Annotated in this window: 19 protein-coding genes; 4 read left to right on the forward strand and 15 right to left on the reverse strand. The window is 36.8% G+C overall.

Annotated features, from left to right (window positions below; all coding sequences use genetic code 11):
• Positions 1-12: 12 nt before the first annotated feature.
• The 4 genes from FZF08_RS05685 to FZF08_RS05700 form a co-directional block, all read right to left on the reverse strand.
• A complete protein-coding gene (locus tag FZF08_RS05685; protein WP_159467667.1) occupies positions 13-828 on the reverse strand; it encodes an alpha-1,2-fucosyltransferase in 816 nt (271 codons plus the stop codon).
• A gap of 18 nt (positions 829-846) precedes the next feature.
• Positions 847-2,202, reverse strand: a complete 1,356-nt coding sequence (locus FZF08_RS05690) for a flippase (RefSeq protein WP_159467668.1) — start codon at positions 2,200-2,202, stop codon at positions 847-849.
• Positions 2,202-3,167, reverse strand: coding sequence for a hypothetical protein (locus FZF08_RS05695; RefSeq protein ID WP_159467669.1), 966 nt, complete (start codon positions 3,165-3,167; stop codon positions 2,202-2,204). The genes FZF08_RS05690 and FZF08_RS05695 overlap by 1 nt, the downstream gene beginning before the upstream one ends.
• A gap of 163 nt (positions 3,168-3,330) precedes the next feature.
• Positions 3,331-4,668 carry an oligosaccharide flippase family protein gene (locus FZF08_RS05700; protein ID WP_159467670.1) on the reverse strand — a complete coding sequence of 446 codons (1,338 nt, stop codon included), beginning with the start codon at positions 4,666-4,668 and terminating at the stop codon, positions 3,331-3,333.
• 242 nt (positions 4,669-4,910) lie between these two features.
• Here FZF08_RS05700 and FZF08_RS05705 point away from each other — a divergent pair, with 242 nt between their 5' ends.
• Genes FZF08_RS05705 through FZF08_RS05715 form a run of 3 tightly spaced genes read left to right on the forward strand, consistent with a single transcriptional unit; the run spans position 4,911 to position 7,354 of the window.
• Entirely contained in the window at positions 4,911-5,780 is an 870-nt protein-coding gene (locus tag FZF08_RS05705; RefSeq protein ID WP_159467671.1) for a glycosyltransferase family 2 protein, read from the forward strand.
• A 12-nt stretch (positions 5,781-5,792) separates the two neighbouring features.
• Positions 5,793-6,569: a glycosyltransferase family A protein gene (locus tag FZF08_RS05710; protein WP_159467672.1), complete on the forward strand. Its 777-nt coding sequence runs from the start codon at positions 5,793-5,795 to the stop codon at positions 6,567-6,569.
• Between the two features lie 17 nt (positions 6,570-6,586).
• Positions 6,587-7,354, forward strand: a complete 768-nt coding sequence (locus FZF08_RS05715) for a glycosyltransferase family 2 protein (RefSeq protein WP_159467673.1) — start codon at positions 6,587-6,589, stop codon at positions 7,352-7,354.
• A gap of 17 nt (positions 7,355-7,371) precedes the next feature.
• Here the strand turns inward: FZF08_RS05715 and FZF08_RS05720 are convergent, their stop codons facing one another.
• The 6 genes from FZF08_RS05720 to FZF08_RS05740 all read right to left on the reverse strand — a co-directional run bounded on the left by FZF08_RS05720 (position 7,372) and on the right by FZF08_RS05740 (position 14,408).
• Positions 7,372-8,550, reverse strand: a complete 1,179-nt coding sequence (locus FZF08_RS05720; protein ID WP_159467674.1) for a glycosyltransferase — start codon at positions 8,548-8,550, stop codon at positions 7,372-7,374.
• Between the two features lie 157 nt (positions 8,551-8,707).
• Positions 8,708-10,231 (reverse strand): O-antigen ligase, encoded by a 1,524-nt coding sequence (locus tag FZF08_RS05725; RefSeq protein WP_229216428.1) that lies wholly within the window; start codon positions 10,229-10,231, stop codon positions 8,708-8,710.
• Positions 10,232-10,378, reverse strand: a complete 147-nt coding sequence (locus FZF08_RS31520; protein ID WP_200837034.1) for a hypothetical protein — start codon at positions 10,376-10,378, stop codon at positions 10,232-10,234.
• 12 nt (positions 10,379-10,390) lie between these two features.
• Complete coding sequence (locus tag FZF08_RS05730; RefSeq protein ID WP_159467675.1) at positions 10,391-11,563, reverse strand: glycosyltransferase; 1,173 nt, start codon at positions 11,561-11,563, stop codon at positions 10,391-10,393.
• Positions 11,560-13,740: a lipopolysaccharide biosynthesis protein gene (locus FZF08_RS05735; RefSeq protein ID WP_159467676.1), complete on the reverse strand. Its 2,181-nt coding sequence runs from the start codon at positions 13,738-13,740 to the stop codon at positions 11,560-11,562. Before FZF08_RS05735 ends, FZF08_RS05730 begins: the two co-directional genes overlap by 4 nt.
• Positions 13,737-14,408 (reverse strand): TolC family protein, encoded by a 672-nt coding sequence (locus FZF08_RS05740; RefSeq protein ID WP_229216429.1) that lies wholly within the window; start codon positions 14,406-14,408, stop codon positions 13,737-13,739. Before FZF08_RS05740 ends, FZF08_RS05735 begins: the two co-directional genes overlap by 4 nt.
• Positions 14,409-14,503: 95 nt before the next feature.
• On the opposite strand from FZF08_RS05740, the gene FZF08_RS05745 reads away from it, so the two are divergent.
• The gene (locus FZF08_RS05745; protein ID WP_159467678.1) at positions 14,504-15,121 is read left to right on the forward strand and encodes a DapH/DapD/GlmU-related protein; all 618 of its coding nucleotides are present in this window, start codon (positions 14,504-14,506) and stop codon (positions 15,119-15,121) included.
• 48 nt (positions 15,122-15,169) lie between these two features.
• Here FZF08_RS05745 and FZF08_RS05750 read toward each other — a convergent pair whose 3' ends face one another.
• From FZF08_RS05750 to FZF08_RS05770, 5 genes are all read right to left on the reverse strand, one after another.
• Complete coding sequence (locus FZF08_RS05750) at positions 15,170-16,393, reverse strand: sugar transferase (RefSeq protein ID WP_229216430.1); 1,224 nt, start codon at positions 16,391-16,393, stop codon at positions 15,170-15,172.
• Positions 16,394-16,410: 17 nt separating this feature from the next.
• On the reverse strand, positions 16,411-16,803 hold the full coding sequence (locus tag FZF08_RS05755) for a response regulator transcription factor (RefSeq protein WP_159467679.1): 393 nt from the start codon (positions 16,801-16,803) through the stop codon (positions 16,411-16,413).
• Between the two features lie 509 nt (positions 16,804-17,312).
• On the reverse strand, positions 17,313-19,661 hold the full coding sequence (locus tag FZF08_RS05760) for a hybrid sensor histidine kinase/response regulator (protein WP_159467680.1): 2,349 nt from the start codon (positions 19,659-19,661) through the stop codon (positions 17,313-17,315).
• A gap of 42 nt (positions 19,662-19,703) precedes the next feature.
• Positions 19,704-20,288 carry a DUF4202 domain-containing protein gene (locus tag FZF08_RS05765; protein ID WP_159467681.1) on the reverse strand — a complete coding sequence of 195 codons (585 nt, stop codon included), beginning with the start codon at positions 20,286-20,288 and terminating at the stop codon, positions 19,704-19,706.
• A gap of 173 nt (positions 20,289-20,461) precedes the next feature.
• Positions 20,462-21,091 (reverse strand): pyridoxamine 5'-phosphate oxidase family protein, encoded by a 630-nt coding sequence (locus FZF08_RS05770; protein ID WP_159467682.1) that lies wholly within the window; start codon positions 21,089-21,091, stop codon positions 20,462-20,464.
• Positions 21,092-21,136: the final 45 nt, after the last annotated feature.

Genomic DNA, 21,136 nt, shown 5'->3' on the forward strand with positions numbered 1-21,136 from the left:
ATAGTATTATTTTTAGTGATCGAGAACATCCACCCATTCAAATTTCTCTGTCATTATTCCTTTGGGGTGTTCACGCCCAAGCCTGAATCCGAACCAGTTCTTGGGTGCTATAACCCTGTTATTTTTTTTACATAAATAAGCAGCCCACCACGCAAAAGTACTATTTGAGATAATTGAAACATCCGCATTCATAATCAACTGAAAGTCCAATATTTCTGAATTTTGTGAAAATATAAAGTTTTCTTTTGCCGGGAATGCAAGCTTTACAAAATCCATATCATCACTAACAAAAAAAACCTTGTAAGAGTCCAGATTTTCTATTGAGTTCAGGTGTTTTTGAAAGTATTCAATTGGAAGTGAAATATCCCTCTTTCCATAGGTAAGGTAATCGGTTCGCCTGATGTGAACAACAATGGTTTTATTCTGTTTAAATATATCTCCGAATTTCGAAATAAATTCTTCTTGATATTTCTTTCTCAGCTTTGGCTTTGTATTATCAGGGAGATGTTTTATGTAAAAATCGGATTGGAAAAATCCGTTATACATGGTCAGGTTTTCAGGATTAAATTCCTTTGGGCCAAAAAAATTTTGGACGTAAACTTGCTTAAACTTGAAGATTTTAGGGATAGAGCGGGTAAAGACCGAATACAATTTTGAACTCTGAGTAAAGTTTTCATAAGGACCAAAATCAAAATATTTTACCAGATAAGCATGATGTGGATTAGGAAAAAAGTAAATGTTCTTCCTATTCTTTGTTTTAAGATATTGCAGAAAATAATATTGAAACAACTGATTACCAAGCCTTCCAGTAAAATTCACTCCTACCATATGAATAATATTTACAGATTAATTTCTAAGTGATTTTTTCTCCCAGTAGGGCTTGATATACTTGTTTAAAAACTCAGGATAGAATTTATAGGCATATACAAATGTGTTCAGCAGATTGACATTTATCTCCCTTTTCAAAATAATCTGAGCGACTGTAAAGCCAATAAGATTAGAGCATAAAGTAGCATAGGCTGCGCCCATTACACCTAGTCTGCCTATGAAAAAGTAATTCAAAATCAAATTTAGGGACGCTGTTCCGAGAACTACCAGAAAAGTTAAACGCGTTTTTCCAATAGAATCAAGAATATTACCGAACTGACGGCCATACGGTATTAGTAAGCAATAAAGTAGCGTAACCTGCAAAAGAGGAATGGAGTCATTGTATTTTTCCCCGGCAATGGTAGTTATAACAATACCCGAGAATAAGTATAGAAAAATTACTACGGGCAAGACCAGAGCCAAGGTGGTTCCGACAGATTTTTCATATAAATATTTCACCGCAGAAGTCCCATCCACCTCCATCCTTTTAGCACTTTGAGGGAAAACAATAGTCGCAATCGCATTTCCCGGAATATCGATTAGGTTCGTTATACGTACTGCGATATTAAATGCGCCCGACGCGGCCGGGGACAACATCGCACCAAGCATCATCTGGTCAATGGTATTGGATAACAATGAGCTGATCAAGGTTCCAAAAGCATATTTACCATAGCCAAATAATTTATTAACCCAGCTTCTGCTTAGTTGAATAGACAGAGCTAAGTTGTGACGTACGAAGCTGAAAGCTATAAGCATGGCTACAAGTGCACTAAACATTTGAACCCAGACCAGATATATTAATTTTACCTCAAACGAAAAAATGTAGCAAATTAGAATAAAGCAAAAGAAAGATGCCTGTTTGATTAAACCAGCTATAAAAATCCCGTTATAACGAAGATTGGCTTGCTCAACGGCGTTAAACTGAGCCTGTGCACCGGAGAATAAATAGATTACAGTATAAAAATAGAGTAAAGAAGTAAGCTGAGGCGAGTTCCACAATTTGCTCAAAAAGGGCGCAAAAATAAATATTGCTGCAACTGAAATTAATGAAACCACACCACTTATTGCAAAGGATGCAGTGGTAATATCCTTATGATGTTCCTTATCAGACGACGAAATAAATTTGATCAGAGCATTCTGAATCAGTCCGCTTCTTATCGCCTCAAGAATCGTAAAGGTGGACATAAAAAGAGTCCACACACCAAAATCATTTTTTGATAGTACTCTAACCAGCACGTAAAAACTGGCAAAGCCAAAAAATACTCCGGAAAAATTTTGAATGATATTGATGAAGCCGGATTTTATCCAGTAATGATCCTTTTTTTTATCTTCCATTATTCCTGAAAAACCTTAACCATATCTTCATTAATATATTTTATCACTTCCTCATCCGACTTTGCATGTAATATCCTGGCTCCGGAAAATTGGGGATATAATTTATGGAAACAGTCAAAATGGTGTTCAGGACCTTTTTTCGATAAAATGAGATTGGTGCCACCAAAATAGCTGGCCAATGTGGCGGTACCTCCGTGAATGGAAATAAACATACTGGCATTGGCATAAACCATCAATTGCATATGATTAAAGTTATTTGCTCCAGCTTTATTTTCCTTAAAAAGATTTTCCATTAGAATAACGTCTGGATGCTCTTTTTCAAGCCATGCGTATTCGTCCATATCATAAATATCACTATTATCCATTGTGATATTTTGTGGTTTTGGACGGTTGTATATTATAGTATAGCTATCCTTTAATTTTTCAATCATATACGCCAGCACCTCGACACTGTAAAAACTGACTGGCGGCCCATCCCACTCCATATTATATCGATTTGCTATAATGAGAATTGGTTTATAGTATACATAAACATCGTTTTTGTATATTTCTTTTAATGGTACGGGAAGCCATTTTTTCATATCATAATCCTGGCTGTACAAGATCCTCGGCATTTCGAAGTTATAATTTCCTTCATTTGATCTGGTCTCAAAAACTTCCTTATGATCTGGAGAAAAGAAATACAACTCCTTTGTATATTTCGATGAAGATGTACTTTTTAACGTTCCGTTTTTATAATGCCAATAGGCAAAAGGCAGTACAAACTGCAATTCAGGAGCGAATTCCCCATGAAATGACAAATCTTTGTATTTAATTTTAGCTATATAATCTTTGAAAAGATATTTCAACTGCACCAGTTTGCAATAATACGTATGGCGGTAATAATATCTGACATCAATTGTAAATTGCCCGTGCCTAACCAATACAACAAGGCTTAAAAACTTATTTAGTAATTTTTCTATCATCGACACAACATCAATATAACAACGTTCCGAATCGCCTTCCTAAAAAGAGCTATTATTCTTAATAAATTGTAGAATTAATTTGTAATATATAAAATAAATAAATGCCATTAGATCATAAACAATAAATTGTCCCGGCAACTTGATTTTACTCAGCACATTCCGACTATTGTACAAATTTCATCCAGTAGAATTTAACCATTTGTATAGCTTCAACGTATCCCGTCACCAATACATCTCTGATTTTAAAAGGATAAAATCGGTTTAGTCCCCAATAACCAACGAGTACTCCAATGAGCGTAGGTACCACACCGGCGGTAGCAACTCCATAAATATTTCCAGTTAGAAAAATACCTAAAAAAGAAGCCGAAACACTTCCCGCGAGCATAAAGAGAACCTTAATGAAATTAATTTTAGGCTGGTGAATTACGTCAAGTGTTAATCCAAAAAATCTGTCCAGGGGATATAAAAGGGCGAATGTCATGAATAACCTCATTATATTTGCGGCTTCGGTATTTACATATTTGCTTCCGCCGATTATCAAAATGGCAACATCAGCAAGAATAACCACTGCTATGCATGCCGGAATAAGTACAATGGTTATCAAGCCTGTGTATTTTTTCATAATATCAATTACCGTCTTTTTATCACCGGCATTGTATGCGGCAGAAAGTTCGGGCATCCCGGTTGCGGCAAAACTGCGTAAGGGTATTTCAACAATTTCCATCAACCGTTGACCCAAATTAAATATTGCCAATGCGGCCGGCCCAAGCATAAAATTTATAATCATGGTATTGGAAGTACCAAAAAGATTTGAACTTAATGTAGTACCAACGCTAAACTTTCCAAAGTCATAAATTTCCCTGATTCCTGCCTTTGTTCTCTTCCGAAACCAAGAAATTTTCGACCAACCTATCAGGATGGTAAATAAACTTGTTAAAGCTGCCCCGGCAAGATATGCGTAAATTATATTTTGAAGATTTGCGGTTTGGGTGAAGGCCATAATGATCACCAATACTATAAAAATTCCCTGACTCAAAAAACGGATACAAAGCAACTGATCAAAGCGCTGTTCGGCCTGTACAACACATGAAGCCAGAAAAGAGGGTAACGAAGCCACATAGATAATGCCGAACCATTCAACAAAAAGCGCAAGCGAAGGATTTTTCAAATAAGGCAGAAGAAAATAGGCAGGTACGTTAAGAATAACCAATATCAAAGTAATAGCTCCTCCGACAAACCATGCTGATCCTGTGATTTCCAATTTTCTGTTTTCGGAAGATCCGGCATAAAATTTGATAAAAGCTGTGGTCAAAAATCCTGATCGAAACGTATCGACCAACAGAAGAATTGAAAGAAAAAACACCCACATTCCTATACTCGCTACCGGCAAAGCTCTGTAAAGAATAATCATGTTCAGCATGCCCAATACTGACATTACTCCATTACCGGCCAAAGAAAGAAAATGTTTATTTTTAAGTTTTTGTAAAAGTTCAAATGCCATTTAACGCTGAGTAAGACTTATGTAATAAGTGAGGGAAAGGTACGTCAAAAAACGTTTTTTTACTATAAATGTTAACCAAAAATAAATTACACGATAAGATTAACTATTTTGCAATGTGATTTAGAATAACTGCTACAAAAGAAGTTATTTTACGCTATTAATTAGTCAACATATGTCTAAAAGATTTACCACTCAGTAAAAACTTATATTATTTTCTCAACGTCAGCATTATTTTTCCCGATATGAGTTTATTTGGTTTACCTAAATGGATTGCGCCCCATCTTTTTAAGAATAAGAAATTTCAGGATTTAACCAGTCAGGAAATCTCTGCACTAAAAAATTCAATCAGCTTTTTCAAAGAAGAAACTCCGGATGTATCTGTTGTGATACCCGCCTGGAATGAAGAAAATAATATATACAGAACGCTCTCTTCTATTTCGGCCAGTTCGACAAAATACAAGGTTGAGCTTGTTGTAATAAACAATAATTCTACGGACGGCACTCAAAATGTACTTGACAATCTGGGAGTTATTAATTATATGCAGCGCGAGCAGGGAACTCCTTTCGCCAGACAGATGGGTTTGGACCTTGCCAAAGGCAAATATCATCTATGTGCTGATTCCGACACTTTTTATCCCCCTGACTGGATTGATTGCATGGTAGAACCCATGGTCAAAAATGAAGGTATTACCGGAGTTTATGGCAATTATGCATTTATTCCTCCGCAGGAAAATGGGCGCTTTGGTCTTTGGGTATATGAAAAAATGGCACGGGTTATGATTGAAATCCGTAAAAAAAATAGAGAGTATCTTAATGTTTATGGATTTAATATGGGTTTTATTACCGAAGTTGGCCGGACAACAGGAGGTTTTAAAGTGAGCGGATCGAGAATTTACGCCAACATTGTGGGCAGTGACTATGAAAATGAAGCAGAGGACGGCCGCATGGCATTAAATCTTAAAAAAGCAGGAAATTTGAAAATGGTGACAAGTTCCAAAGCTACTGTATATACATCACCAAGGCGCCTGCTGGATGATGGCAGTATTACAAATGCCTTTATAAATCGGGTAAAAAGGCAATTAAAGGCAATACGTAACTACCTATCCAAATAACTAAATTAACCCATGGATTATATTTTTCCAGATACTACTTTGCTTATAACGCACTACAACAGAAGCGGATCGCTGGAACGCTTGTTGTCAACCTTTGAAAGTCTAAACTGCAAATTTTACGAAATTGTAGTTTCAGATGATGGCAGTCGCCCAGAACATTTAAATAAAGTTGTTGCTATGAAAGATCGTTTTAAGTTTAACTTAGTAACTACGCCAATTAATAAAGGACTTGGTAATAATATTAATAAAGGGCAGGACATGGTACGGTCACTCTATACCTTGTATGTTCAAGAGGATTTTCAACCGTCAGATATTTTTCCAATTCATTTTGAAAATGCTCTCACCTTTATGCATAATGATTCAAATCTGGATATAATAAGATTTTATGCGTACTTTATTTATCCAAATTTAAAACCTTTCAAAAAAGGTTTTTCAGAAATGATATTTTCAAAATGGGACATGAATCATATTAAATTTTATTATTACAGCGATCATCCACATTTACGGCGCAGCAATTTTTTAGATAAATTTGGTAGATATCCTGAGGGATTAGATGTAAACGTTACGGAGTATAAAATGGCAATTAGTTTCTTGAAAAAAAAAGGTAAAGGCCTGTTTTATAACGAGTTTACAACATTATTTTATCAAAAAAATTCACCAGATGAACCTAGCACTTTCGAAAGGCCAGATTGGAAATTAAGTAAAAATCCATTGGTAGTTATTTCAAGAATTTTTTATCTGCGTTTCCGATGGTTAAAAAACACTTTAGATCTGGCATTAGCGAAATAGAATGGCTTTGATACACTATGAAAAATAAATATTTTTTTAAGCAGGTCACACTACTTGTTACGCATTATAACAGAAGCCAATCATTAGAGCAACTTTTAAAATCATTTAGAGATCTGAATTGTAATTTTGAAGAAATAGTTGTTTCTGACGACGGAAGTAAGGAAGAGCATCTTGATGTCTTAAAATCGTTACAGCAGAATTATAATTTTCGTCTCGTTACAACCACCAGAAACAAAGGCCTCGGTAATAACATTAATAAGGGCCAGGATATAGTTACAACACCTCTAACTTTATACGTTCAGGAAGACTTCACTCCTACCGCAATCTTTCCTGAGCGTTTTGAAAAATGTGTGAAGCTGATTACTAAGAAAAAAGAACTGGATGTTATACGGTTTTATGCATATTTTGAATATCCCTATTTAAAAAATCCAGAGGATGGTTTTTATGAAATGGACTTCAAATTATGGAAGCCTGGTTACAAAAAATTCTATGTATATAGTGATCATCCACATTTGAGAAGAACCAATTTTTTTGAAAAATTCGGTCGTTATATTGAAGGACAAAAAGGTGATGTTACGGAATATGGCATGATGATGTCTTTTCTTAAAAATAAAGGGAAGGCCTTGTTTTATAAAGATTTCACAGGCCTGTTTATCCAAAAAAACTCAGAGGCTGAACCTAGTACAATGAAAAGGAATATATGGCGTGAAAGCGATAATTTTGTAATTTCTCAAATGAGACATTTATACCGTCACTTAAAATTCAATATTGATTTTTTGAAATAATCTGAGCGAGTTTACGACTATAAAAACGTGTAAATAGCCTTATTTATTTCATTTACGCTATTTTCCCATGTATGGGAACTTGCAAAATCACGTCGCTCTTGTGTCTTTTTATCTGAGTTTTCTTTCAAAGCAAGCTCAATGAGTGCGATATATTCTTCTTTGGTTTTTCCAAGATAGACATGTTCCGAAAAAACATTCATTGCATCCGTTTTTGTCGCTACGGTTGGTTTTCCTACTGCAAGATATTCATCGATTTTTCGGGGATAGTTCCCGATTGTAACCTCATTTAAAAGCTGAGGATTTATACAAACATCAAATGAATTGATATAAGCCGGTAATTCTTCAAGATTTCTTGATCCGGTAAAAATCACATTAGACAACTTGTGTAAATCACTTTTCAGAAATTCCTTGTCCTCCGGGCCGACCAGTACAATTGTCCAATCAGGTCTCGTAACAGCGATGTGATGTAATAAATCCAGATCCAGTCTCAGACTTTGTAAGGCACCAACATAACCAATTCTTGGCCCTTTAACAGAAACCATATCTTTGGGAACCCTCGAATTTATACCTTCCAGAAAAATATCAAGGTCGCATCCCTGGCCTACGTAATATGATTGAGCATTATATTTTTTGCAATAATCTGCCAGATAGGTAGAATTTGCAACACATACGTCACTTTTAGAAATTAATATGGGCTCAAAGATTTTCCCATGTCTTTTCCAGTAATCCACCGCTAGCATATAGTCGCGTGAATAATAAATAGAAAGTTTGGGCATTAAAAAATCTTTCAGATAAAAACTCCGAAAGATATCATTGTCATTAAAATGAATAAAGTCTTGAAAATCAAGTTGGCTTAATGCTGTTTGAATACTTTTGGCAAATGTCCTGTTATTCCATTTGTTGAGTATATCAAAAATAAAGTCTGACGGAATCCAGTTTATTGACTCAATCAATTTGTCGGGATAAAAGACCCACAGATTCTCCTGGATTTTCTCCAGACCATTCTGCTTTTTGTTAATTACATCACGACGTTTTGTGACTTTTGGATCGTTTTTACGGCGCCATAAGCTAATGCTGTCCAGAGGAGAATTGACATACAAAACTCTGTTATTCTTACTAAATTCCAGAGCAATGTTCTTGCAATTACTTCCAATTTCTACATCCCACGCTTGTTGACCGGTAATAACTATATCCATACTTTAAAGCTACTGATAATAACCAAATTTAGAATTGAAATTTAGAAGAAATATTACAAATTCCGATAAACTAATTCGAAATACTGTAATGGAAAAGAAATTCCGGATTGACATTTTCAAAATAGTATTCTAAATCCTCTTAATGAGCAACAAGACGTCATACATTTAATAAATGTAGTTGCTTTTTCTTTTTGGCAATTTCTTTTCTATCTAATATTCCAACCACGTTTATCAGAGCCATGCATACTGAAAAGTATATATTAGCTGGAAACTGAACCAGGGCTTCCTGTGGATAATTCCCGATATTATAGGCAAAAATCATTAAAAGAAGGCAGAGACAATAGACTTTTAATTCCGGATTTTGAATGGAATAATAATTATTGATACCCACTCTCATAATCGTAAACATCAGACAACAAAAAATAAACAGACCAACCCAGCCTAACTCCACCGCAACCCTGACATAACCGCTATCCGGTGGAAATTTCGCCAGATAAGAATTGGGTGCGAAACGCACTCCCCAAGTTCCAACCGCACCAAGTCCTCCCCCAATAGGATGAGACAAAATATAGGGTTGAATTCTTTTCTGGTTGTTTTTCCTGACGTTGAAGGAAGCATCGTCCGAAGGCTTAAAAGCAGATTGAAATCTCACCAAAGTCTGATTTCCGGTGGGTATGAAAATTAAAAATACCATGATCAGCAACGCCGCAGAGCCTATGAAAAGCATTTTCCTGCTGAACTTCAATATAAACAAAAACCCTAAACTGGCAGGTACTAAGACATATGCACCTCTGGTTCCGGAAAAAAGCATTGCTGATATGAACAGGATCACCAGAATTCCCAATATTACTTTCTTCCAGGTTTTAAAAGGGCCCGTCATCAATCCTATACATAACATACTGCTTACAACCATGTGATATGAGAAGGAAACAGGGTCGGAAAAGATAGAAAATTTACGCCAGTGACCTGCTATAAAAAGCAACTCGCTTATCATCGGATCCGAGTGGAGATATTCATCTTCTGCTGCGGAAAATCCGATAAATTCCTGCTTGAAGCCATACAAGGCACCTATCAAAGCCAACAACAGCCATAATTTCAGAATAAGGCGGATAAAACTAATTGTATTTATCTGATAAACAAATACGAAATACATCAGCATGACAATAGCAACGGCGCGGATCGTATAGACCCAGGCCAATCTGGATTCTGCTGTTGGATTTGCAACTTCGATAAAATTGAAAAATACCCAGATCAAAATCATGGTACTAATCGGTCCTTTCACAACTCCCCAGTCTTTATTTTTTTTCTGAGATATGAAAAAACCGAGCATTAGTAAAAATTCAACAACATCTACCGCTGTACCCCAGGGAACATCCAATCCAAGACGGATGAGAGAGAAAACGAAAACCGCGAGGATAAGTAAAAATATGATGCCGAATTTTGGATAAACTACAATACAGTATAGTGCAGTAACTCCAAGCAAAAAGACAATAATTCCCAATCCGGCTTTGACACCATAGAAGGTGGTAGCAACTCCAATACCCAGAGACAAAGTCAGCAGAAAAAACATTCCAAAAAGATTCGTGAGTTTTTCATCCCAAAAAATCTCCCGAATCTTTGCTTTCAAAGATTTCTTGCTTCCCGATACCTGATACTCTGAAGATGTCGAATGAATATCCACCTATAAAAATAATATTTTAAAGAAAAAGAAAAATACACTGACGAAGGCAATTCCCAAAGCAACTTTTCTGGTCGTCTTTTCTAATGGTGACAAATGTTTAAAAGTAATTTCTTCCGCTTTTTCTTTCTTTACCGGATATGTTTTCATAATCAATATAAATTATTCCTGACCTGACTGTCCGTGCTTAGTAGCAACAGAAATCTGATTAGCTCTGCGTGATTTAAAAAGTGCAACCAGCTGGAAGGAAATAAATTTGGGAATATTTATCAGTGACTGATAAATTCTTGGATCCGTATCCGAGCTTTTCAAAGCAATGTAAAAACCTGACACGAAGACACAGAGCCCCGCAAACCAGATTGTTGCAACAGTAAAAGATATGAACAGATTGACAAATAAAAACAAAAGAGACAATAAGAGGAAAATGAATAGCGGCGGCCGCAGCAACACCAGACCGAATAAGAATTGATTCCAATTCATAGAGACAATTCCTTTGAAAAATATTTTAAAACCCAGTGCAAAATATTTAAACCAGGTATTTATCCATCTCGCCCGCTGGTTTACAAGCTGATCCGTACCGCTGGTTTTTTCGTCATAAACAATAGCATTTTCACTAAAAGCGATTCGATAACCACGACTGATAATGCCTTCCTGAAGTACCTTATCAAATCCGGCACCTGTAACATCCAGATGCTCAAGACATTTTCTGTATAACGAAGTTGTAAAAGCCATTCCGGAACCTGCCAGGGTTGCCGAAGATCCGGCTCCAAACAAAATTTTACCGTCGTAAAAATGGTAATAAATATCTCGCCCTGCATCAAGACAGGCATAGGTACTATCCAGATTTTTAGCTTCCCGGATACCTTGAACAGCCTCAAATCCCTGAGCAAAATAAACATTTAACTCATTCAGATATTCAGGATCTGTAAGATTATCGCTGTCAATAATCGTTAAATGAGAATGGGCTCTTTCGAAATTATTAATGGCGTAAAAATGGGAACGGGTATTGCTTCCAAGAACCGTTGGCGGACGAAGCAGGCTTACTTTTTCTGACTTGAAATCAAGATTTGATATATCACATTTATCGGCAACAACATAAATGTGATAATTGGAATAGTTAACTTTTAACAAAGAAGCAACCACCGCTGATAACTGCTGTGTTTGTTCATAAGCTGTTACAATGATTCCATAGTCTGGCAATTTTTCTGCTTGTACTTTTGATCCCCGTGTTTTCCTTCCTTTGAGTTTATAAATCAACAATAAAACAACCGGAAAGACAAGGTTATACCCGATTACGATCTGGATCAGATACCAGAAATATTCAAGAACTATCATACTTCTATCTCTTTTCTAATTTTACCTGCCTGTTCCGGCATACTCTCCGTATTTGTCAAAATCCAGCCTGAGAATTTATCATCAAGGCTATTCAAGTATTGTATTTTAGATAAATCTTCATGTGAGATAGAATGTCCTGCTGCAAAAACTGTCACCACGCGATCCGCAAAAGAGATCCACTCCTTTGCTTTATTCATGTACGAAAGTGAATCTGTTTCTATAAGGATGATATCAAACTGTGTTTTCAATAATTCAAACTTTCTTACTATTTGCTTTTCATCAGCAATTTCGAGCAAAGAATTATCTCCGCCGGAATTTCCTAAAATACTGATTTGGCCAGAAGAGGCTTTAATCGTAGTATCTCCGTTAAAGAAATTTTCTAAAAGGTCCGAGTCCGGATTTAATTTAGAAATGGCCGGATGTCCAAAACTTCCGTCAATGATTAATACCGTTTTATTAATCTTGGAAAAAGCCCAGGCTAAGGTCAATATCAGGGATGTCTTCCCGACATTGCTTGTTAAACTTGATATAGCAATAGATTTTGGATCATTCAATTCTTCGTCGAGTTCATACCGGATGGACCGGATAAGATTTTTATAAAGAATTAATGATTTTTCGTTAGAAGAATTCATACTTGAAAGACTCAGATTAGAAATACTTTCAAGCTTATTGAGATATCCCAGAACCGGCTTGTCAACCGCATTGGCCAGTTGAATCGGATAACGAATTGATTTGTCCAGATAAAACAGTATGAAAAAGACAAAAACGCAAAACGTAAGACTTATAACACCCGATAAAACCACAAGCACCATTTTTTTTGACGCAAGAACTTCGCCGGGCATTGATTTTTCAATTAAATTGAGATAAACCGGAAAACTGAATTGAAGACTGGCGTCGTTATATCGTTGTAACGCTTCAATATATTCCTTACTGGCAATGTCGATTCCGGTTTCAAATTCCTGGATTTTCGCCTCATTCGGTACAAGTCCGTCGAATTTTCTATTCAGCCTGTTCAATTCTCCCTGTATTGAATTCACGCTGTTTTTTGCGAGATCCAGCGAAATTTCCATTCCCAGTTTTTGAGTCACCAGGTCTTGTTTGGCCGACATCGGGTTGTAAATATATTTATCCGATGCGTCAGCAATTTGTTCTGTAAGTTTATTTTGTAAAGAATCTACACTTTTCTTGATTTTACCATCATAATTGCTCAAAATATAGCTTGTATTCAACTCTTTCAGGGCAATTTTACTATTGACTATATCCTTGTTAACAGATATTAAAGTACTTTCATAGTATTTCCTGTCGGCAGGATTGAACTTGCTGTCAATGTTATTAATTGCAGCCTGATAAGCGATTATATCTTTTTCCGCAACTTCTCGCCGTGTTTCAAAATCGGCCATCTGACCATAAATACTTTTTGCCATTTCCTGCAAATTCAGTACCCGATTCTGAATCTTAAAATTTCTCAGCGTATTCATCCGCTCATTGAGCGCTACCTGCTTTTGCTGTAAAAAATTTTGTAAGAAATCAATGGTTCTTTTACTGTTTTCGACAATTCTTGACGAATTGGAAGCGATAAATTCCTGACAAAGCGTATTTAAAACAAAAGCAGCTAAATTGGCATTTTCAGCTTCGTATTCAAGATTGATATAATCACCGGTACCTGTTCTGAAAATAGTAAGCTTTTCCTTTAACGCGTCAGAACCATACCCCATATCTTCAATCAGCTTATTAATACTGTTTTCATAGGGATTGGATAGAAAAAGCTCTTCCCGCTTCTTATATTTTCTCGTAATTAAAGCAATGGCTCTGGCTTTATCAACTTTGCTCATCTCTTTCAATTGCTTAACCGGGCTTCGCCATGTAGAATCCTTAACACTTTTCAGATCGTTCAGAATCAACCGATAGGAAACCTGGTCAACAATCTTTTTGAGCCGCATCATCTGCATCAGACTTTCAAATTTGCGGGCGATTTCAGAATCCTGCTCGTCTTTTGATTCTGTGATTACCTGATCTGTTTTATCTACCAATCCCGTTGCAATTCTTGCATGAGATTTATATGAATCGGGAAGCTCCTGAACAAGAAAATAACAAACGATTACCGTAATTAAAGGGACAAGAATCAGTGTCACTTTATTTCTTTGCAGTAGTCTTATAAATAGCAAAAATTCATTCATTGTATCTTTTCAAGTTTTTGTCCCAGTAATTCTTCAAGGCTGCTTTTTGCAATTAAAACCTCCCCTTCTGCAATAATGATATTTAGAGATTGATTGGATAACACAAGCAGAGCTTCATTATACTTTTCCAGCGTCTCTTCACCCTTTTCAAATCGATGTTTAACACTGGTTAGCATACTTTCCACATCAAGCAATGCCGAATTCCTCAATCTCAATATTGCAATCTTCTGTATATAAGTAAAATATCTTTTCTTTACCTCAGCCTCAATAGTCAGGTCATTTGCCAATTTTTCAAATTCAGCAGTAGCCAACTCTCCTTTTGCCTGTTTTATTACACTTGGCTTTTGTAAAAGTGAACCCACGTTTGCAAAAAAACCTAATTGATATCCACCTAAAAAGCTGGCAGCACCTGCCGTTCCTTTGCTACTGTTGGGACTATATAGATAGCCGGCAGAAAAAATGTCAAAATATGACATTCTTGCCTTTTTCACACCGGATTCTGCCATGGAAATCCGGGTATCAAATATTTTATTTTTAGGATAATTCGATTTGCAAATTGCGATAAGTTTGTCAAGGTATTCATAAGAAATATCCTTGCTCAGAGATTCCTGCGCCTGCGACTTTTGTACAACTAAAAAGAAAAAAACAAAAAACACTGCGTATTTCATCTGCATTAATTTTTGAAAAAAATATATTATTAAAAACTACTTTTACTTTTAGTCAGATGATTTATAACTCAACGTTCCCAAATAAACCTTCCATTATGTCTGTTTCCGACCAAATCAAAAGTAATCCCAAGCTTAAAAAATTTATTCACTGGCTTTTAATTCCAACCAATCAGGCCCGTCCACGTCTTTGGGTAAGATTATTACTTAATCCGCTTTATCATAAAAAAGGAAAAGGTGTTATAATCCGGCGCCGTGTCAGAATGGATGTTGTGCCATTCAATTCTTTTTCAATCGGAGAAAACTCTGCGATTGAAGATTTTTGCACCATTAATAATGGCGTTGGAGAAGTTCATATAGGGAATAATTCTCTGATTGGCATGGGAAACGTCATTATTGGTCCGGTCACTATTGGTAATAATGTTATTTTGGCTCAGAACATTGTAGCGAGCGGACTGAATCATAATTACCAGGATGTTACAAAACCTATCCATCAACAAGGCGTAAGTGTGGCTCCAATAGTCATTGAGGATGATTGCTGGATAGGTGCCAATACGGTAATTACAGCTGGCGTAACGATTGGAAAACATTCTGTGGTGGCAGCTGGTGCCGTGGTCACCAAAAATATACCTCCCTATTCTGTCTCCGTTGGAAATCCTTCCCGCGTGATCAAAAGATTTGATGAGACGCAAAATAAATGGATTAAAACCATCTGACATAATTTGTACAATGATGATGCTGGTAACTAACTGATTAGCGATAAATCAAACGTTTTCTGACTGAAACAGAGCCGGGAAAGTCATAAGGATAATTTTAAGATCCATTTTGAAAGAAAAGTTTTTTGCGTAAGTAATATCCAGCTCTGTCCTTTCCTCTTCTGACATGTCCGACTTCCCCTTTCCACGTTTTGTTACCTGCCAGAGGCCTGTAAGTCCGGCTGGTCCTGCGAAACGTAAAATGGCATGGTCGGTTGTCAGCTTTTCGGCTTCGTACAAAGGCAAAGGGCGATTGCCAACCAGCGACATATCGCCTTTGAGTATATTGATCAGCTGAGGGAGTTCGTCAAGGCTGGTGTTTCTTAGAAAATTACCAATTCTTGTAATTCGCGGATCATTTTGAAATTTCATAAATGCCGCTTTTTGTTCCTTTTGGCTTTGGTAAACTTTTTCACATATTTCTTTGCCATCCAAAAATAAACGACGATTACAAAAACCTCCGCTGTTGCATTCTTCGCAAAGATTGGAATTCTCAGTTTTCACATCCTGTTCCGCAGGTTTAGCATTGTACATGTTTAATGCTGCCATTTTTCTGATCAGCTGGTCAGCATCTGTACGCATGGTTCTGAATTTGTACAGGTCAAAAATCTTATATCCACTCCCTACCCTTTTGGATTTGTAAAAAACGGGGCCTTTTGAATCAAGCCGGATAAGAATAGCAACAAGGATAAATATTGGAGATAATAAAATTACCGCACCACCGGTTGAAATAACATCAATAGCTCTTTTCCAAAATGGTGTATGATTCTCTTCTAATTGTATTTTTTTTGAAGCTTTGCTTGCAACATACCATTGTCTTTTGGTGAAATACCGAAGCCTCGTGAGCAGATCTCCTTCACTAAAATCGGTGGCAAATATGTCATCCGCTTTTTTTGCTTTGGCATTACGAATCACAGCCGGATTGAGATTTTCAACCAAAACAACAAAAGGAATATTACCAAAGCCCGGAGTGCTCCGTACCTGGTCAAGAAGTTCCCAGGCTCCACTTTTAACGTGTGCCAGGATAGCGTCTGCCGGAAAATATTCCTGCAATGCTTTTAGAAGATCATCTTTGTCTTCGAAATATTCAATTTGCAAGTAATTACCGTAGTTGGCTGAAAACCATAGATATTGTTCAAAATCTTTGCTCAAATAGGCAATACGAAACTGGGAAGAAGGTGGCACATTCGAATCAATCGAAGTTCCCTCAGACTGGCTTGTCCACTCCATCATGCTAAATAATATTTATACTATGAGGAATATCTTTTGCTACGTCTCAATATTGCATTGACCTTGGCCTGAACTTCGACCGGGTTAAAAGGCTTAACCATAAAGTCATCAGCTCCAAGGTTCAGGCACTGGATGCGTTCACTGCTTTCATCAGACCCTGATAAAATAATCACAGGAATGTCCGAATAAAGATTACTGGCTCTGGCGATTTTTAAAAATTCCTTGCCATTGAGGTTCGGCATTTGCAGATCTGCAATGATCAGATCAACTTCGTTGCCTTCTTCAAGCCAAAGCATTCCCTCCGCTCCGTCACTCTTAACAAATACATTAAATTCTTTTTTAAGAAAATGTTCCAGTATTTTACAAATACTAGGTTCATCGTCCATTACCAGTAGAGTTTTTCGTGGGTTCATATGTTGAGTAAAATCGAATATACGGGACTGTCAAATCTAAGTAATGCGTGTATAGCCCTGAGTATCATTGAAAACTTAAATGTTGAGCTATCACCAGTTTAGTTTTAAAAAATCATTTTGACACAACGCTGCTGTCAAAATATGAAAGTGTTAAAAGTACAGAGGGTTGGGTTCAGGCGTATACAAACCTATTTCGTAACTAATTTGTAACCAAATATATTATAATATTGTCGAAAACTTACTCAGTAAAAATACGAACAATAGCTACAATCACCAAAAACCGACAGATAATATTTTATAAATATCCCTTATATAGCATTTAGAGTTATGCAAAGCACATTTTTAAAATAAACGTATAACATGGTTCGTTAAATAAATCTACTGATTTATTTGCTTTATTTGGTTATTTTCATAAATGTGACTGTTTGAAAATTAATATGAGGAAATAATATTTGTAATTTAAATACAAGTATTTCGACAAAATATCACAGAATTAATTTTACCATAAATCAGTTCCTTGATTTTTTGTAAAAATCAATTTTCGAATACAACTCATTTGGATTGAATGGCTTGCTTAGATAATCATTCATACCTACTTCAAATGCCTTATCCTTAATATCAAGCATTGCCGAAGCGGTAAGTGCAATGATAGGCAAATCTGCAAATTTTGCGCCACTAAGACTTCTGATTTTGGCAGTAGTTTCGTATCCATCCATTTCCGGCATCTGGAGATCCATCAAAACGAGATCATAATCATTTGTTTGTACTAGTTCGTAGGCCAGGAGACCATTCTCGGCGACATCACAAGCCACATCCCATTGTTTGAAAAACTGTTTCGCAAGAATTACGTTGATCTGATTATCCTCCGCGATCAGTACTTTGGTACCTTTTAAACTTTGTATTTTAGGTGTGTTGGCTTTTACCTGATCAACTAATTGTTTCCAACTAATTTTGAAGCGCATACTAAAATAGAAAACCGAGCCTTTCCCGATTGTACTTTTTACTTCAATCTTACTTCCCTGTAATTCCAAAAGTCTTTTGGTGATCGTCAACCCTAATCCGGATCCTCCAAATTTCCTGGTCGTATCTGAACTTGCCTGTGTGAAACTTTCAAAAATATTATCAATCTCATCAGCCGCTATGCCTATACCGGTATCGGAAATCTCAAAATCAACAACGATATGATTCTTTTCCTGTAAGGCCTGAGTTGCGGAAATTACAACTTTTCCATCATTCGTAAATTTGACAGCATTACTGATAAGATTGGTCAAAATTTGCCCCATTCGTACGGGATCTCCAATCACTGCCCGATTTAAATCACTATCAATCATCAATTTGAGCTGAATACCCTTTTCTTTCGCTTTATGAACCATGCCCAGCCGGATGTTCTCTAGCAGATTATGGATGTTAAAGTCTACTTCTTCGAACTCAATCTTTCCGGCCTCTATTTTACTAAAATCAAGGATATCGTTAATTAATACCAAGAGATTTTCAGCAGAAAATTTCAGAATATTCAGGTATTCCATTTGCTCAGGACGCGGATTCTGTTGCAACAGTAAATGCGTAAATCCGATGACCGCATTCATCGGCGTCCGGATTTCATGGCTCATTGTGGACAAAAACTGAGATTTCGCTACTGCGGCCAGTTCCGCCTCTTCTTTTGCCTGTAAAAGTTCACTTTCCGCTTTTTTATGCCCGTCGATATCAAGAATCGCTCCGTAAAGTTTTACAACTTTTCCTGATTTGTCTGTTCCGGCTTTTCCTATTACATGAATATATTTCACTTGTCCGCCAGGCAGTACAATTCTTAAATCAAAACTTGACGATATTTTTTCCCTGTTGACTTTTTGAATTTGAGTCCTGTAAAGATCTCGGTCGTCCGGGTATAATTTCCTTGCAAATTCTATCGTCCCCGGTGCTGAATTAGTAGGTGACATTCCAAAAATCCGGAATGTTTCGGCAGACCAATAATTCTTCCCGGTCAATAAATCAACCTCCCAACTCCCGCTATGTGTAAGTGCCTGGGATTCCGCCAACATGGCTTCATTTCTCTGGATTAGATCTTGTGCAAGTTTTCTTTCTGTGATGTCATGCCACACAACCAGTAAAACACGTTTATCGGCTACAATTACAGGATTAAGTGTTACTTCCACCGGAAACTCTTCACCGCCGATTCTACTGTGGATCCATTCAAACTGATTATATCCGGTTTCGTAGGCAATCTTGTCCATTTCCCTGGATTTCTCTTCTGACCGCCTGCCGTCGGGCTGAAATTCCGGGGAAAAGACAGCTGGATGATATGACATTAAATCAGATCTATCCTTGCAGCGCAGCATCTTAATTGCTGCCTCGTTACAATCTATAATTCCGTTTTCATCAAAAAGCAAATGTGCATCTGTGGAATATTGAAAAATAACCCGAAGCTTTTCATCAGCTAATTTCTGGTCTTTCACCTCACTTTTGGAGAGCATTTCTTCCAGACAACGGCTTTGCTGTATGTCATGGATTGAACCTGCTATATTAATAACTTGCCCATTGTCATATCTGGCAGTTCCTGAGCAACGAAAATATCTGTACTCGCTTGATTTGTTCTTTAAACGAATCTCTACTTTACAAGTAACCTTATTTTTAAGCAGTTTGTCAATACCAGCCTCAACAATTACCCGATCTTCAGGATGGCACAGTATGTCAAAAAATGTTTGATAGCCCGGTTCAAAATCTCCCGGTTTATATCCTAAAATTGTATAAAATCTGTCGGACCATATATGCCGGCCGCTGACTAAATTCCAATCCCATATTCCGGCATCAATACCAGAAATAATCATTTCCAAAGATTCCTTGCCAAAAATTGCTTTCATTTTTTTAGATAAAACCTCAGTACGTCTGCGTTTTTAGGAGTTTTAACCTGCGTTCAAGGCTTTTTTTAACAGCATATTTCCCTCTTCACTATGGTGCATAGCCAAGGCTGCTTCCTGTCCTTGAACACTCATTTTGGCCCAGGTTTTCTGTAAAATGTCAATCATTTTTTCTTCACTAAGCTTTTGAATCAATTCATCAAACTGAAATTCAAGAAAGACTAGGCAAAGCGCATTTTCAATTGTTTGGACGTCGTTATCCGATTTTATTTTTTGTTTAAGAATAATTTGCTTTACCCTATTGATGACTATATCATCATATCCAGCTTCCAGCATCAGTTGCGCCGACTTCTCTGCATGAAATTTCGCAAGATCACTTCTCCATTTGAGATAACCGAGACGGCCATCAGGATAAGATTTTCTGGCTATTTCCCACCGCCCGATATGCTGACTTCTCGACGCAAGTAATAACGCTTCCGGAGCATCGGGTTCAAGTTTATTTACCCAATCGTATAACTTTAATGCATAAAAATATTCGGAGGGAAACTCTTCTCCCTTCCATATAATATGCTCTGGTGATTGTTTGTTATAACTGTCAAAAAGGATGAAAGCTCTTTCTAATTTGTCCATGGTGGGTCGTATCAATTCTACAAGATAGCAAAGAAAGAACAAAAACTTAAAATTTTGCTATTTGAACCTGAGAATTATAACATTTGTATTCAGTCAAAATAAAACGTCCACCACGATCCTCGTAAGATCCTGATGAACGTAGACGAATAGTGCTTGCGGCTGGGCTATCCTGGTTAGAGCAAATGCTCAGGTATTGGTATGTTTTCACTCGAACTATCGCCTACTGGCTCTAAACGACTTGTTTTTAAGGGAATAAGACCAGACCAAATCGGCAGATGGCGGTCCTCCTCCTCATCGATTGGCATACCTGTTCTCATCTTGGCAGATGCCTCATCCAAGGTAAAAGCCAGTGCCGTCGTTTTCTTTACTTCATTCACTTTTACAGGTCGCAGATATCCCCAACTTCCCGGAACAATCTTATTTGTAAGCCATTCAAAGGATGCTATTTTCATATCCATATCTTCTATTACTTCTGCTTGTGCAAAAATGACTACCGATCTGTAATTTACAGAATGACTAAATGCCGATTTTGCTACCACAAGTTCGTCTACAAGCATCACCGTTATGCAAACCGGAATTCCTTTTTCAATTTCCCTGATAAAATGACTTCCTACGGATCCATGAATGTAAATCTTGTTTTCATACCGTACAAAAGAAGTTGGAATTGAAAACGGCTGATTATCAACAGCATAACTAATGGAACAAAAAAGTGCTTCATCGAGAATCGGGTAAATTGATTCTGGATCAAAATACGCACGTTTTGCTGACCGACTCGGAATAATCTTTGATTTTGGGACTGACATATTTTGTTTTTTTACAAATTTATCGGATCATTGGATTACTTTAAT

The sequence above is a fragment of the Dyadobacter sp. 3J3 genome (genome assembly GCF_009801115.1).
Classification (GTDB): Bacteria; Bacteroidota; Bacteroidia; order Cytophagales; family Spirosomataceae; genus Dyadobacter.